Genomic DNA, 15,445 nt, shown 5'->3' on the forward strand with positions numbered 1-15,445 from the left:
CTTAAACCACATTCTTACTTATTAATATTACGACTTTTGTAATGCTCCAGTTTTATAAATATTATGGTAAGGAATATTAGTGGCGATTTTTATCTCTATCTGTTTAGTTTTATTTTCCACCTGGATGATAGCCAAGGTTTGTGATGGCTTTGAAGCCGCCGCAGACCATCTTGGTCGCAACATGTCAGAAGGTGTAAAAGGTGCGACTATCAATGCGATTGGTAGCTCAATGCCCGAGCTATGCGCCACCATGGTATTTCTCTTTCTCTTTAACGATACCGGCGGTTTTGCAGGTGGCATAGCTACCACAGCAGGTAGTGCCGTTTTTAATACCATGATCATCCCTGCCGTGAGTATTCTTACCGCCATAAAAATATTTAAACTCTCTGCAGTTAACGTCTCCAAAAAAGTCATTTTGCGTGATGGTATCGCTCTTATTACCATTGAATTAATTCTGATCGTAACCATTGGTGAGCATTTAACTTGGTGGCATGGCTTAATGTTAATGTCACTTTATATTATTTACATCGCTTACATGCTTACCAATATGAAAAAATCGCATCACGCAGAGTATTCTATTGCAGAGGCAGAGGAAGAAGAACAAGATAAAGTAAGCTCTGAAAATGCCTTAATGTCATGGCTAACACTTGATCTTGAAAATGCCGTAATCGGTGAAAGGAAAACCACCAATCAAAACGCTTGGGCTTTATTAATTGTCTCCACCTTTTTTATTGCTCTATCTTGTTACCTTCTAGTACTTGGCTGTGAACTTTTAGGCCACGAGTTAGGGTTAAAATCTTACTTTGTCGCAGTCATTATTGCCGCGGCTGCCAGCAGTGTTCCTGACACTATTTTATCGGTACGCGATGCCAAAAAAGGCAATTATGATGATGCCGTTTCAAATGCACTGGGCAGCAATATCTTTGATATCTGTTTTGCATTAGGGTTGCCATTATTTTTATATACCATCATTAATGGTCCTATCTTTATGCCAATAGATATGGTCGATAATGTCGGTGAACTACGAGTGTTACTACTCTTACTGACCATTGCCGCGTTCATCCTGTTTTACTTTGGTAAAGCGTTAGGAAAAGCAAAAGCCTATACCTTAATTGGGCTATATATCTTTTTTGCCGCCTACATTATCTCAAAAGCCTATGATCTTGCTTGGGTTCAACCTATTACGGCCTTACTCAAGCACATGTTGCACACAATGCAATTGCCCTTTGCGTAACTCCAACGCCATATTAATGGGTAAAAAATCAAACTTATCGCTTACTGTAAATTCAAATGGTTAACACTTAAATCGACAGGTTTATCAAAAATAGATTTGCCTCATTGACAAACGATCAAATTCTCGGCTGAATGGTGGGGTAATAGGTTTGCTGTATCAATATGATGCAATGCAACATTCGATTGCACTAAAATGATCCCCACAGGTTCCATTATGGTGCAATAGCTTATTGGCATCATACCCACCCACACCTATCACTCTGAATTTAAAGGATTTAATTTTTTGGCATGATTTTAGCTTATACAAATACATTGATTATAGTTTCGCGATAGCGGTTTTAATCAATAGCTTTAGTTATTAGTTAAAGCGATTCACTATCGCGAACCCATTATTGCCTTATTGCCCAAGTAGATACTTCTACTTGAATAGCATTTATAACACCGGAGGTTATCCAAGATGTCAGTTGAAAACGTACTCTCTCTGATCACTGAAAACGAAGTTAAGTTTGTTGATCTGCGCTTTACCGATACAAAAGGTAAAGAGCAGCATATCTCAATTCCTGCCCACCAAGTAGACGCTGACTTCTTTGAAGATGGCAAGATGTTCGATGGTTCATCAGTTGCAGGTTGGAAAGGCATTAACGAATCTGACATGGTTATGATGCCTGACGCAGCAAGCGCGGTATTAGACCCATTCACTGAAGATTCAACCTTAAATATCCGCTGTGATATTCTTGAACCAGCAACTATGCAAGGCTACGATCGTGATCCACGTTCAATCGCTAAACGTGCAGAAGACCATATGCGTGCAGCGGGATTTGCTGACACCGTTCTTGTCGGTCCAGAACCAGAATTCTTCTTATTTGATGACGTTAAATACGGTAACGATATTTCAGGCGCATTCTTTAAGCTTGATGATGTAGAAGCGGCTTGGAATACTGGTACTGAATACGAGGGTGGTAACAAAGGTCACCGTCCTGGCGTTAAAGGCGGTTATTTCCCAGTGGCACCAGTAGATTCATCTCAAGATATTCGTTCTGCTATGTGTTTAATCATGGAAGAAATGGGGCTTGTGGTTGAAGCGCATCACCATGAAGTGGCAACAGCGGGTCAAAACGAAATCGCCACTCGCTTTAATACCCTAACGGAAAAAGCCGATGAGATTCAAATTTACAAGTATGTGGTTCACAACGTAGCGCATGCTTACGGCAAAACCGCGACTTTCATGCCTAAACCATTAGTTGGCGACAACGGTTCTGGTATGCACGTTCACATGTCTCTTGCTAAAGATGGTGTTAACCTATTTGCTGGCGATAAGTACGGCGGCCTATCTGAAATGGCGCTTTACTACATTGGCGGTATTATCAAGCATGCGCGTGCAATCAATGCCTTTGCTAACCCGGCAACTAACTCGTACAAACGTCTGGTTCCAGGATTTGAAGCACCGGTAATGTTGGCATACTCGGCGCGTAACCGTTCAGCGTCTATCCGTATTCCAGTGGTACCAAGCCCGAAAGCTCGCCGTATCGAAGCTCGCTTCCCTGATCCAGCAGCGAATCCATACCTAGCCTTCGCTTGTCTACTGATGGCAGGCCTAGATGGTATTAAAAACAAGATCCACCCTGGCGATGCGATGGATAAAGATTTATACGACTTACCAGCAGAAGAAGCAGCTGAGATCCCGAAAGTGGCAGAGTCGCTAGAAATAGCACTAAAAGCACTAGACGAAGATCGTGAGTTCTTAACCACTGGTGGCGTATTCTCTGATGATTTCATTGATTCTTATATCGCACTGAAATCTAAAGATGTTGAGCGCGTTAACATGGCGACTCACCCACTTGAGTTTGAATTGTACTACTCAGTATAATTTTTAGTAAATTCGCTTAATTTAAAGCGCGTTTATGCACTCAAATTTTACGCTGTAACTGTGTAAAAAAGACAAAAAATTTAGGCTCGCCTCTCAGGTGGGCCTTTTTTTGGTTGTGAGGAAAAGTACAATCGTTAAGCTAAAAGAAACGGTCTCAAGTCTTGTTGTTTTATATCGATCTCCATTGATATTAGTCTTTCAGATCCTGAAGCGTTCAGCGCCTAGTTAAAATGACAGGAATCAAAATATGAAATTTTCGCCGCTACTACTCATATTCTTAATTGCGCCACTTTCTCATGCCAATGAAATCTATAAATGGACCGATAGCAAAGGCGTCATGCACCTCAGTGATACCCCGCCACCCAAGTCAATCACGAGTAAAAATAAAGAAAAATTAGTCCTACCAGAGGTAAAGAATAGAGCGCCTTCATCGGGAGAGGATGATGGAAACAATACCGCAACCAAGACTTCAGATTCCGTCACAACGGATCAAACCGCTAGCGTGAAAACAGATGATAGCGCAGCGTCATTATCCGCAGATGAGCAAGTTACTGAAATAGCCAGCAGCGAGAAAAAAGCCGATTATAAAGATATAACGGTTGATATCGAAAGCCCAAGCAATGATGAAACATTAAGAAGCAGCCGCGGCTTAATGACCATACAAACCAGCTTGAACCGTAAATTAGGTATTGGAGAGCGATTACAATTAGTCTTTGATGGCACCCCTTATGGCGCACCACAAACCCAAAAGTACTGGGAGTTAAAAGGGGTTGAGCGTGGTGAACATAGTTTAAAAGTACAGGTTGTTCAAAGCGGCAAGGTTATTGCATCATCTTCAGTTGTCACGGTGTTTTTGCATAAAACATCGGTCAAATAGCGGCATTATCGGAGTCATTTAGCAGTTTTATTTGTACTGATTTTTATCATGCCTCATACTGGAGCTTCCAGTGCACCGTATTGGTGCATTGAAAAATGAGTGCACGATAATGCCCCAAGCAGAAAACAATGAATCACTTGCTGTCGCTATTCTTGGTAATCTGGTGACGGCCACTTTTTTACTGGATGACAAACTGATCATTCATTATGCCAACACCTCTGCAGAGCAATTATTTTCCCAAAGTGCCAAACGCTTACAAGGCTCGCCCCTTTCAAGTTTGATACAACATGCTTCGATGGATTTAGCGCTATTTACCCAACTATTGCAAACAGGGCAAAGTATTACCGACAGTGACGTGACCTTTGTTATCAATGCCAAACCTATGATGCTCGAAGTCACCGCCAGTCCACTTTCACTTAAAGAGGCGCCATTTGGCTCCAAGTTAATGTTGCTGGTTGAGATCCGAAAAATAGATTCGCAACGACGTTTAAGCCAAGAGCTAAACCAACATGCCCAACAACAAGCGGCTAAATTATTAGTGCGCGGCCTCGCCCATGAAATTAAAAATCCACTAGGCGGATTACGCGGCGCCGCTCAACTGCTGAGTCGCATGCTGCCCGATCCCAGCTTAAATGAATACACCCAAATCATTATTGAACAAGCAGATCGCTTGCGCGCACTCGTTGATCGACTACTAGGGCCACAAAAGCCCGGTAAAAAAACTACCGAAAATCTCCATTTAGTGATCGAGAAAGCACGCCAATTAGTCGAATTGGAATTTGGCAGTCAAATCGTAATTGAACGCGATTACGACCCCAGCATGCCACCAATCATCATGGATGCAGATCAAGTAGAGCAAGCCTTACTAAATATTGTCAGTAATGCAGCACAAATTCTTTCTCACCAACCAGATGGAAAAATTACCATTCGCACTCGTACCGTGTATCAAGCCAATATTCATGGTCACAGGCACAAATTAGTCGCCAGAATTGAGATCATGGATAACGGCCCAGGTATTGCGAATAAACTTCAAGACACCTTGTTTTATCCTATGGTCAGCGGTCGCGAAGGAGGCACTGGCTTAGGGTTATCCATATCACAAAATATAATCGACCAGCATCAAGGTAAAATTGACGTTGAAAGCTGGCCTGGACACACCATTTTTAGTATTTATTTACCAATCCAAACCGCATAGTCATTATGCGCAGTTATTGGTACTTGCAAAGGGAAATAGATAATGAGTAAAGGATTCGTATGGGTGGTAGATGATGACAGTTCTATCCGCTGGGTTTTAGAGAAAACATTATCATCAGCCAATATTCAATGTGAAACATTCGCTGACGCCGAAAGTGTGCTTGCCAGCCTAGAGCGAGAAACACCGGATGTTTTAATTTCAGATATTCGCATGCCAGGTATGGACGGACTCACTTTACTGAATCAAATCCAAACCAGTCATCCTGACTTACCCGTCATTATTATGACCGCACATTCCGATCTCGATGCGGCGGTCAATGCTTATCAAAAAGGGGCTTTTGAATATCTACCCAAGCCATTTGATATTGATGAAACACTGACCTTAGTCGAACGTGCTATTGCTCATAGCCATGAACAGCACACGGCCACCACAGCAGAAAACCAAGTACCAGATGCGGTACCAGAAATTCTTGGTGAAGCACCCGCGATGCAAGAAGTGTTTAGAGCAATTGGTCGCCTCTCTCGATCGTCCATTTCAGTCTTAATCAATGGTGAATCCGGCACTGGTAAAGAGTTGGTCGCTCACGCCTTGCACCGTCATAGCCCACGCAGCAAAAATCCTTTTATTGCCTTAAATATGGCCGCCATCCCAAAAGATTTGATTGAATCAGAATTATTTGGCCATGAAAAAGGCGCATTTACCGGTGCCAATACGGTACGCCAAGGTCGTTTCGAACAAGCCAATGGTGGCACACTTTTCTTAGATGAAATTGGTGATATGCCACTGGATATTCAGACCCGTCTATTACGCGTACTGGCTGACGGACAATTCTACCGCGTTGGTGGACATGCCCCTGTTAGTGTTGATGTGCGGATCATTGCCGCCACCCATCAAAATTTAGAAAAGTTAGTCAATGACGGCGGTTTTCGTGAAGATTTATTCCATCGCCTCAACGTGATCCGAGTGCATATTCCAGCACTAAGAGAGCGTCGCCAAGACATTGAAAAACTAGCCGCTCATTTTTTATCTCGTGCAGCCAAAGAGTTAGAGGTTGACGTTAAAACACTACATCCAACCACCATTGAAACCTTGAGTCAGTTGACATGGCCGGGAAATGTCCGTCAATTAGAAAACATTTGTCGTTGGTTAACCGTAATGGCCAGTGGTAGCGAGGTATTACCAGCCGATCTGCCCAATGAATTAATCACCACCAATCCATTACCTTTAGACGCAAGTCCGCAAGGTTCTTGGCAGCAACAATTAGAGATCTGGGCGCAACAAACTTTGACTGCAGGAAAGTCCGATCTACTCACCATTGCACAACCGGAATTTGAGCGAATTTTATTAAACGCAGCCCTCACTCACACCAATGGTCATAAGCAAGATGCGGCTAAATTACTTGGCTGGGGACGTAATACTCTGACTCGAAAATTAAAAGAGCTAGAAAATTAAAAGAGCTAGAAAATTAAAACTAATCAAAAACTAACATCCGCTGAACTAAACAGCCATAGCTCAGCGTTGATATCAGATGTTAATAGCTAGCGAATAACCATATTAAATTTGAATTTTTTCTTCACTAGTTATCGATAAATAACAGATTGATTATTGAGGCAAATATAAACTCATGCTTACATGTCAATTTTCTGACAAAAAGCCAATTGGACATAGTTTCATTTACCTATTGTGGTGTATGATTGTTGAACTATTCCCTTTTGCTTTTTTGGATTTTCATGACCAAGCGATATTTATCTTTACGCACTGCGGTTATTCTCCCTTTCACCTTAGTGCTGATTGCCACTATTAGTATTATTACCGTGGTGCAAAAGATTACCAATGAAAATATGCTCCAAGAAATCAGTCAAAAACAACTGACCAATATCTCGCAGAATATCAGTTCCAATCTTACTGGCTTTCTTCTCGCGCCTTTCAAAGTCAGCATAGCCGTAAGTGATGCGATTGTTTACAACAACATTTATGATCCTAACAATACTTCTCAGCTAACTGATTTTATGCGCTTTACTTATCTCAGTCTAGAAAGCCACATGCCACAGTTAGACGCATTAAGTTTTGGTGGAGAAATTGGTGGACAATACATTGGTATGCGCCGTGAAAAAGGCCACCATTTTTCTTTAATGAAGAAAGATAATAATACCGATGGTTACTTGCTGTTGTATAAAGGTGAAACGGAAGCTTCTGGCATCCGAGGAAAAATCCCACACTATACGCCACAAATTCGCCCTTGGTATGCTCCGGTAGACAAAAGTCGTAAACCAATGTGGTCTGAACCTTATACCAACAATGACGAACGCCAAGAAATCACCCTATCGGCACAAACCCCAGTGTTAAAAGGTAAGCAACTGATCGGTGTACTTACTGCTGATATAAAGCTCACCACATTCGATCGCTTCTTAACCGAGCAGAAAAAACAAAATAATGCCTCAGTGTTTATTTTTGACCAAAATCAACGCCTGATCGCACACTCTGATACCAATAACCCCATTTTATCCTCAAACGAACCCAAAACATCACGTAATAATCCACTGTCTATCACCGGCAGTCGAATTTCAATCACCGAAAGTGTCGATCCTATTATTCGTAAAACCGCACAAAAAATTATTGGTTTAACCCATGCAGAAATAGACAACCACGCCTTCTCTTTCATTCTTGGTTCTGAGCGATATTTTAGCTACCTCACCCCATACACCGATGAACATGGCTTAACTTGGTATATTTCAGTTACCTTGCCAGAGTCTGAGTTGCTTGGCCAGTTACCCTATCAACAGCAACAGGCTCTATTATTTGGCTTATTGGCTTGCCTGTTTACCGCGGGAATTGGCTTTGTGGTATTCAACCGTATTACCTCACCAATTAAAAAAACCGCCAATGCTGCGCGTGAGTTAGCATTAGGTCATTGGAGCACTCGAATTCCAGATAATGGTTTTATCCGTGAAACCTCTATGCTGGTAAAGTCTTTTAATGATATGGCGCAAAACCTACGTACTTCATTTAGCGAACTGAGAAAGCAGTTAATTTATGATTCATTAACCCAACTGTATAGCCGTCAGGGCTTAATTGAAGAGTGCAGCCATAACAACATCTCCGCTCAAGGTATGTTAGTGGTGATTGGGGTAGAAAAATTCCGAGCTATAAATGACAGTCTTGGCCATGTACGTGGTGATCAAGTGTTAGTCATCATTAGTGAGCGTCTAAAATCGCTATTGCCTGATAACTATTTATTAGCACGAGTTTCCGGTGATGAGTTTGCAATTTATGCTCCCGAATTGTCATCATCTGAGCAAGCCGACAAGTTTATTACTCAAATAAAACAACAATTTGTTTCACCGATTAAGATTCATTCTGAACTAGTTCTAATCAACGCTGTGATAGGTTCAACCCAAGTCATCGCTGACGATGGTATCGAAAATAGCCTGCGCAATGCCAGTATCGCACTAAGTTACGCTAAGAAAGAACCCATTCGTTACTCCGCTTACTTACCTGAGATGGCGGATGCTTCACTTAAGCGAACTCAAACTATCGCTCTGATCACGCAAGCCATTAAAAATGATGAGTTTATTCCGTTCTACCAACCTTTGGTGGATTTGCAAACCAAGAAAATTATCGGCGCAGAAGCCTTAGCGCGCTGGTTATCGCCAACGAAAGGTATTATTCCACCTAATGATTTTATTAGCATCGCGGAGGAATACGGCCTTATTCATCAGATTGGTCATCAAATCCTACTAAAATCATGCATTGATACTCAACAAGCGATTGAAAGCGGTCATTGGGATAAAGAGTTCCATCTGCATGTTAATGTGTCGGTGACCCAATTATTGCTACCAAGCTTTATTGACAGCCTACAATCAATCTTAAAAGAAAGTAAAATTGCGGCTCACAATCTCACATTAGAAGTGACAGAGTCCAACATTGTCAACAATGACGTAGTGATTAAAGAAAACTTACGCGCGATTTGTGCGCTGGGAATTAGCATTGCGATTGATGACTTTGGTACTGGTTATTCGTCTTTAGCCTATTTACAGAAAATGCATTTTGATTGCTTGAAAATCGATCGCTCATTCACCAATACCTTAACCGCAGATAATGCGGATTCCTCTATTGTGGCCGCGATTTTAACTATAACCAAGGAGTTAGATATTGTGGTGTTGTCGGAAGGTGTCGAAACCGAAGAGCAAGCCAAAATATTGACTGACTTAGGTTGCCAACAAGCGCAAGGTTACCTCTATGGTCGCCCAGTACCATTAGAGCAATGGCCAGACAATATTGATGTATCGCACCTTAGTTGATCGGTCATCAATCCTGTGATTTATAGTTAAAAAGTGTGTTTTTCTGATATTTAGAGATGTTAATCGCCCTACATTTTGAACCAATATTGTTCATTCCGAAAAGACGTTTAAACAGTCCATGGGCACTTGAGAAAGAACATCCATGCTCTTTGACACTGTTCCCCATCAACAATTTGGATAGAAGTACTTAATGAGTCAATATCAATAAACATCAAGCATAAAAACGACCATTCTCGGTCGCTTTTTTATGTCTCGGATTTACCTTAAATCACGCGTGAGAACTGCTGCTGACGGGCTTTATTACGTAAATACTTATCAAAGCACATGCAAATATTACGGATCAGTAAACGACCGCGTAAGGTCACTGAAATGATACCGTCTTTATTTTCCACTAGCCCATCATTAACAAAAGTCTGTAGTAGCTTTAAGTCTTCAGCAAAGTACTGCTCAAAGTTAAGCCCAAATTGAGACTCAATCACTTTGGTATCCAATGTAAAGTTGCAAATCAATTGCTTGATCACCTCACGGCGGATCAAATCATCATTGTCTAGCCCAACCCCACGCCATAATGCATGACGTTGATAATCTAATTGGGCGTAGTATTTTTTCAACTCTTTTTGGTTTTGTGCATAGCTGTCACCCACCATAGAAATCGCCGACACCCCAAAGCCAATTAAATCACAATCACCTTGAGTGGTGTAACCTTGGAAGTTACGATGCAAAATACCTTCACGCTGCGCCACCGCTAATTCATCATCCGGCAGAGCAAAGTGATCCATACCAATAAACTGATAACTGGCATCGGTTAAGGTTTTAATCGTGTATTGCAGAATTTCCATTTTTTGTTCAGCGCTTGGTAGCCATTCTTCTTTCAATTTCGCTTGTGCAGCAAACAAAGCCGGCATGTGGGCGTAATTAAAAATAGATAAACGACCCGGCTGCATCGCCAAGACTTTTTCAAGTGTATTGGAGAACGTAGCAAGCGTTTGTTTTGGCAGGCCATAAATCAAATCTAGGTTAGTCGAACGGAAACCCAACTCTTTAGCACGTGCCACCATGGCGACAATAAAATCTTCGTCTTGCTCACGGTTAACCAGAACTTGAACTTCTTTATTGAAATCTTGCACCCCAATACTTAAGCGGTTAAAGCCTTCGCTTCTTAAGTGATCCAACATATCCAGTTCAATTTCACGCGGGTCAACTTCAATGCTTATTTCAGCATCAGCAGTAAAGCTAAACTCGCCGCGGATCGCAGTCATAATGCACGTCATTTGGACTTTAGTCAGGAAGGTTGGTGTTCCGCCACCAAAATGCAATTGCGTCACCTGGCGTTGATTAATCAAAGGTGCGCGTTGGCGGATTTCGTGGATGAGCACTTGCAAGTAATCATCGGCTTTATGCTGATGACGAGTGATCACTTTATTACACCCACAGTAATAGCAAAGCTTGTGACAAAATGGGATATGGATATAAAGCGATAATGGGCGGTCTGGGTATTGGCCACACGCCATATCAAGATCCGAAATCGTAAAGGCTTCGTGGAATTCCAGAGCAGTTGGGTAAGAGGTGTATCGAGGGCCGGAATAGTTATACTTTTCCAACATAGCCTGATCCCAAACAATTTGCTCTTTTGACATGATAATTTCCACTTATAAAACTAAACTAAGGATTGATTGAATGCCTGTGAGAACCGCGATGGCCGTAAGGCAGATATAGCGTACTGCTAATCAGTGATGATGAATATACCACCAAAGGTTAGCTTGCCCTATCTGAGCAAAAAATGAATGCCATCCATTTCAAAATAGTGAGATCTAGATCACTTTTATATCAATTTTGTTATTTAACGGTTGGATATTTTGTTTGAGTTGACCCAGTTCGGTTAACACGGTTTCAGTTAAGCGTGATTCTGCTTTTTGGCGGGCGAGAGTTTGCTTCATTCGATCTTTCTTATCTAACGCTTGACGATCATCGCCACGCGCCATGTCTTTCACGACTTGATAGAGTTCATTAATTGCCGGGTAGTCGACGGCAAAATCGACCCGATCATCACCTTGCACATAATCCATAATGCACACCACTCGGATCACGATTTCAGCTAAATCACATTGCTGTTGAACCCCCGCCATACACAAGGTATGTACATTCTCAAAAATATTCGCATTACGCTGATCGATCGCGTGTTGCTGCTGAATTTGGATAAGCTGCTTTTGTTTTTTCAGTTGCATCAATAAAAATCCGGCATAACTTGCCAGCCCAATAATAATAATCGCCCCTACAAACGCGAAAAGTGCAGTCGACATGGCATCCCTCTACTTTTATTGACTAAAAATACGATAACTAAAAAACTTAAAAAAAAAGGCACTAACATCCTGACCTTATTGATCGATCAGAATGTTAATGCCGATTGTAGCGATTATTTAAAATCGTTCAAATTTAGGTTTTCAAATTGCGCTAACAAGTCATCATCAGAAGCCGGCTTTTTGGCTGCTTTCTTGGTTGGGATGATAACCTCTGCCTCTTCTTGTTGCGGCTCGGGCTCAATAATCTCTTCTTCATCATCGTAAATACCCAGTTGCTTCATCAAGATTTCTAGACGATCTAATTTTTCATCAACAAACTTTTGCAAACCTGCGCCTAGTTTATCGCCATTTTCTAAACGGTCGATCAGCACATTTAATTGAGCATCATTTTGAATTGCTTCAAGCTCTTGCTCGGCATTCAGTTTACGCTGCTGCTTTGATGGTTTCGCTTTCACTTCGACGACCAAAGGAATGGCTTTTTTACTGCCGTGACGCGGATCTTTAACTTGACCTAAACCGGTATGTTGTTTTTTCTGCTCGGTATCCGCATGACGGCTACCGGTTTTTAAACCTTTACGCTTATTCACACGTTTACGCAGGCGACCTTCAACATTCGATTCGCTGCGATTGCGAGTCACCATTAATTCTTCACTGCCCGTTGAACCAGGCTTTCTAGCTTTTTTGTTGCGAGACATTATTCAATTTCCTCTAAGAAATCACTACGTTAACTCTAACGTGAGTTTTCTCAGTAACATGACATCATTGCCAATAATTTCAAATTGCCGATGGCGAGATCTGACACTATTGAACGCGATAAAACTGGGTGCTTACGCACTGTGGATGAGTAATTATAGACCCAAAATAAAATGGGACATGCTGCACTCTCCATTAAGGATGCGCAAGATAGCAGAAATGCGCTAAATAGTGGAGTTTTATTAAGCGATCGAGCTAAAAATTCATGATCCCAAAACGCAAAAATCCCCAGGCAGTTACTCGCCTGAGGACTAATTTTTTGCTTAATAAAACACTTAACTCGATTTAGCAGCCATCAGAGGTGGTTAAAAGCGATTAGTGCAAACCGCCTACATACTTGGATAAAATTTCGATCTGCTCATCGGTTAAGTTTTTCGAGATATCTTGCATCATCGAATTCATATCATTGCTACGCGCACCAGAACGGAAATGCTCTAATTGCAGTTTGACGTAATCAGCTTGTTGGCCGGCAATCTTAGGAAAGCCACCTAATTCCATACCGTGTCCACGAGGACCATGACATGCACTACAAGCGGTAAGCTCCTTTCCTGGCTCTCCGGCAAAATAAAGCGCTTTACCTTTAGCCGCCACATCTTCTGGGGTTGAGCCTTCTTTGATTGGCAGAGAAGCATAATAAGCGGATAGATCGGCAATATCTTGATCGCTCAATGGCATTGCCATGGCGCTCATTACTGGATCATATCGACCTTGCTTACCACCACTGGTCATACCGAGTTTTAAATCATGCATTTGCTTTTCAAGATACTTAACATGCTGTCCGGCTAATTTCGGATATTGCGTGATCACGCTATTACCATCCGCACCATGACATGCTGCACAAGTCGCTGATTTTTCTTTACCAGCGTCGACATTGCCTTGCGCCCAAACCGAGCAACTAGCAACCAAGCCTAAAATGAGTACTAATTTATTCATGATATTCCATTATAATTATTCAGCTTCCATTACCACGATAGTTACACGTTCATGGTACACTACGTCCAGTCTTGTCGCTGACAAGTAAACCAATTGTACACAATTATACATAAAAGCAATCATTCCTCTACAAAAGTGGAGATGGAGTTAACAATTATGGAAAAAATCCATTATCAAAATACCCACTTTATAACGAGTGCACCCGATATTCGTCACCTACCTGATGATGAAGGTATCGAAGTTGCTTTTGCTGGTCGCTCTAATGCCGGTAAATCAAGCGCATTAAATCGTCTCACCAATCAAAAAAACTTGGCTAAAACCAGTAAGACCCCTGGTCGTACTCAGTTGATTAACTTGTTTAAAGTGACAGAAAACTGCCACATTGTCGATTTGCCTGGTTATGGTTTTGCTCAAGTACCAGTCGAGTTAAAAAAGAAATGGCAAAAATCACTCGGTGAATACCTACAAAAGCGTGAATGCTTAAAAGGCCTAGTGGTATTGATGGATATCCGTCACCCAATGAAAGATCTCGATCAACAACTTATTTATTGGGCGGTTGAGGTGAATATTCCGGTACAAGTACTGCTCACCAAAGCCGACAAGCTCAAGCAAGGCCCACGCAAGGCGCAATTGCTAAAAATCCGTGAAGCTTCAATGGCGTTCTGTGGTGATGTACAAGTCGATGTATTCTCTTCCATGAAAGGCATCGGTGTGGATCAACTGCGTAATAAACTCGACGCTTGGTTTGCGCCAGCAGTAATGAGCGAAGAAATGCTTGAGCAATTACATCGTGATGAACTTGCAGCTCAATTTGCCGAAGAAGATGACGAGTTAGCCCCACAAGATCCCCATGACGCTTAATCGCTAGCAATGAATATGGATTATATTAAGCAGCCTTAAAGGCTGCTTTTTTCGTTTTATACCAATTCAACTTAATACCTACTCAACTTAATACCTGCTCAAGTTGAATCCGCCGAAAAGACGCTGTCCCATCCTGGTCGCTTGAGAAAAAGCCGTCCATGGCCTTTTACACTTTTCTCTGCATCCAATTTTTATCGGTCATAAAATTACTGGAACTAGGGGCTGTTGATCTTTCGTGGTTGTTTTTGCTGCGAATTGTTGGATTTTCATACAAGGAAGAGGCTTTGTGGTGTAGCTTGCTACACGAAAAGCCAATGACGAAGTAGAAAAGTCCAACAAACGCAGCCCGAAGGATTCGGCTAAAAGCCTTTTACTCTTCGTTAAGTCTCATTTACTTAGAATAACTAGGCTTCAATCGACTTGCCTCGATTAAAAGGCTTTTATCTCGAACAAAATTTAATCACGAAAGATCAACAGCCCCTAGTATTAATACCTTTCAGATAAAAGAAATCCCCAAAAGGTGGCGACCAATGGGGAAAGGAAGAGAAAGGAGGTTTCCATATGTTTTATTATGCTTAAAGTTTTTACCATGCAGGGCAAAAATACAAGTTACTCAATTTTCACTCTTTCCATTCACCGCTAAATACCCGCTTTTCTATCCGCTTATTTTCGCCGTTACATGCAAATTGCATTAAAATTGAGACCTTTGCTATGATCTTGTTTTTACTTAAAAATTAATTTGATAGTGGTCTTATTTTTCTGTTATTTAATAACAAAAAAGTAAATAGCATTAATGCGATGATAAGTGACACCAAAACGATAGTCGCCAGTGATTAACAACATGAGACAATCAATAATGATGAGCTCGCGATAAAACACCATCGAGATAAATATCATATTTTAACCATTTAAAAACAATGATTTATTTGTTCCAGCCAAATTTAAAGCAAAAAAAACGCCCCAGTCAAATCTGACTGAAGCGGCTTAAAAACAGCTAAATCCAATAACGTGAAACAAAAGGTCTAAAAGATAGAACATCTTACCTTTGTACCCTACAACGATTAATTTACCGTAATTATGCTCAAATTCAAAGCTATTTATGTAATTAATTTTCATCTTTTTTGT

At 41.4% G+C, this 15,445-nt stretch carries 12 protein-coding genes; 7 read left to right on the forward strand and 5 right to left on the reverse strand.

Annotated elements, in window-relative coordinates:
* Positions 1-79 precede the first annotated feature (79 nt).
* The 6 genes from HC723_RS17795 to HC723_RS06110 all read left to right on the forward strand — a co-directional run bounded on the left by HC723_RS17795 (position 80) and on the right by HC723_RS06110 (position 9,473).
* The gene (locus tag HC723_RS17795; protein WP_203218756.1) at positions 80-1,234 is read left to right on the forward strand and encodes a hypothetical protein; all 1,155 of its coding nucleotides are present in this window, start codon (positions 80-82) and stop codon (positions 1,232-1,234) included.
* A gap of 456 nt (positions 1,235-1,690) precedes the next feature.
* On the forward strand, positions 1,691-3,100 hold the full coding sequence (gene glnA / locus HC723_RS06090) for a glutamate--ammonia ligase (RefSeq protein ID WP_153447990.1): 1,410 nt from the start codon (positions 1,691-1,693) through the stop codon (positions 3,098-3,100).
* 247 nt (positions 3,101-3,347) lie between these two features.
* Positions 3,348-3,977: a DUF4124 domain-containing protein gene (locus HC723_RS06095; protein WP_153447991.1), complete on the forward strand. Its 630-nt coding sequence runs from the start codon at positions 3,348-3,350 to the stop codon at positions 3,975-3,977.
* 109 nt (positions 3,978-4,086) lie between these two features.
* Positions 4,087-5,172, forward strand: a complete 1,086-nt coding sequence (gene glnL, locus HC723_RS06100; protein ID WP_153447992.1) for a nitrogen regulation protein NR(II) — start codon at positions 4,087-4,089, stop codon at positions 5,170-5,172.
* Positions 5,173-5,214: 42 nt separating this feature from the next.
* Positions 5,215-6,624 carry a nitrogen regulation protein NR(I) gene (gene glnG, locus HC723_RS06105; protein WP_153447993.1) on the forward strand — a complete coding sequence of 470 codons (1,410 nt, stop codon included), beginning with the start codon at positions 5,215-5,217 and terminating at the stop codon, positions 6,622-6,624.
* Between the two features lie 278 nt (positions 6,625-6,902).
* Positions 6,903-9,473, forward strand: coding sequence for a bifunctional diguanylate cyclase/phosphodiesterase (locus tag HC723_RS06110; RefSeq protein ID WP_190338524.1), 2,571 nt, complete (start codon positions 6,903-6,905; stop codon positions 9,471-9,473).
* Between the two features lie 263 nt (positions 9,474-9,736).
* On the opposite strand, the gene hemN is transcribed toward HC723_RS06110, so the two are convergent.
* The 4 genes from hemN to HC723_RS06130 form a co-directional block, all read right to left on the reverse strand.
* The gene (gene hemN, locus HC723_RS06115) at positions 9,737-11,110 is read right to left on the reverse strand and encodes an oxygen-independent coproporphyrinogen III oxidase (protein WP_190338525.1); all 1,374 of its coding nucleotides are present in this window, start codon (positions 11,108-11,110) and stop codon (positions 9,737-9,739) included.
* 174 nt (positions 11,111-11,284) lie between these two features.
* Positions 11,285-11,773, reverse strand: coding sequence for a DUF2489 domain-containing protein (locus tag HC723_RS06120; protein WP_153447996.1), 489 nt, complete (start codon positions 11,771-11,773; stop codon positions 11,285-11,287).
* A 113-nt stretch (positions 11,774-11,886) separates the two neighbouring features.
* A complete protein-coding gene (gene yihI, locus HC723_RS06125) occupies positions 11,887-12,468 on the reverse strand; it encodes a Der GTPase-activating protein YihI (RefSeq protein WP_190338526.1) in 582 nt (193 codons plus the stop codon).
* Positions 12,469-12,841: 373 nt separating this feature from the next.
* On the reverse strand, positions 12,842-13,459 hold the full coding sequence (locus HC723_RS06130; protein ID WP_190338527.1) for a c-type cytochrome: 618 nt from the start codon (positions 13,457-13,459) through the stop codon (positions 12,842-12,844).
* 153 nt (positions 13,460-13,612) lie between these two features.
* On the opposite strand from HC723_RS06130, the gene yihA reads away from it, so the two are divergent.
* Positions 13,613-14,320 (forward strand): ribosome biogenesis GTP-binding protein YihA/YsxC, encoded by a 708-nt coding sequence (yihA, locus tag HC723_RS06135; RefSeq protein WP_153448228.1) that lies wholly within the window; start codon positions 13,613-13,615, stop codon positions 14,318-14,320.
* 984 nt (positions 14,321-15,304) lie between these two features.
* Here the strand turns inward: yihA and HC723_RS17870 are convergent.
* Positions 15,305-15,358, reverse strand: coding sequence for a hypothetical protein (locus HC723_RS17870; protein WP_446751389.1), 54 nt, complete (start codon positions 15,356-15,358; stop codon positions 15,305-15,307).
* Positions 15,359-15,445: the final 87 nt, after the last annotated feature.

Source organism: Vibrio sp. S11_S32 (genome assembly GCF_014694465.1).
GTDB lineage: Bacteria > Pseudomonadota > Gammaproteobacteria > Enterobacterales > Vibrionaceae > Vibrio > Vibrio algicola.

Excerpts from the sequence above, each read along its gene's own strand:
- glnL (WP_153447992.1), top strand. The coding sequence starts at position 4,087 with ATGCCCCAAGCAGAAAACAATGAATCACTTGCTGTCGCTATTCTTGGT.
- HC723_RS06130 (WP_190338527.1), bottom strand. The coding sequence starts at position 13,459 with ATGAATAAATTAGTACTCATTTTAGGCTTGGTTGCTAGTTGCTCGGTT.
- HC723_RS06095 (WP_153447991.1), top strand. The coding sequence starts at position 3,348 with ATGAAATTTTCGCCGCTACTACTCATATTCTTAATTGCGCCACTTTCT.
- glnG (WP_153447993.1), top strand. The coding sequence starts at position 5,215 with ATGAGTAAAGGATTCGTATGGGTGGTAGATGATGACAGTTCTATCCGC.
- hemN (WP_190338525.1), bottom strand. The coding sequence starts at position 11,110 with ATGTCAAAAGAGCAAATTGTTTGGGATCAGGCTATGTTGGAAAAGTAT.
- HC723_RS06110 (WP_190338524.1), top strand. The coding sequence starts at position 6,903 with ATGACCAAGCGATATTTATCTTTACGCACTGCGGTTATTCTCCCTTTC.
- glnA (WP_153447990.1), top strand. The coding sequence starts at position 1,691 with ATGTCAGTTGAAAACGTACTCTCTCTGATCACTGAAAACGAAGTTAAG.
- yihI (WP_190338526.1), bottom strand. The coding sequence starts at position 12,468 with ATGTCTCGCAACAAAAAAGCTAGAAAGCCTGGTTCAACGGGCAGTGAA.
- HC723_RS06120 (WP_153447996.1), bottom strand. The coding sequence starts at position 11,773 with ATGTCGACTGCACTTTTCGCGTTTGTAGGGGCGATTATTATTATTGGG.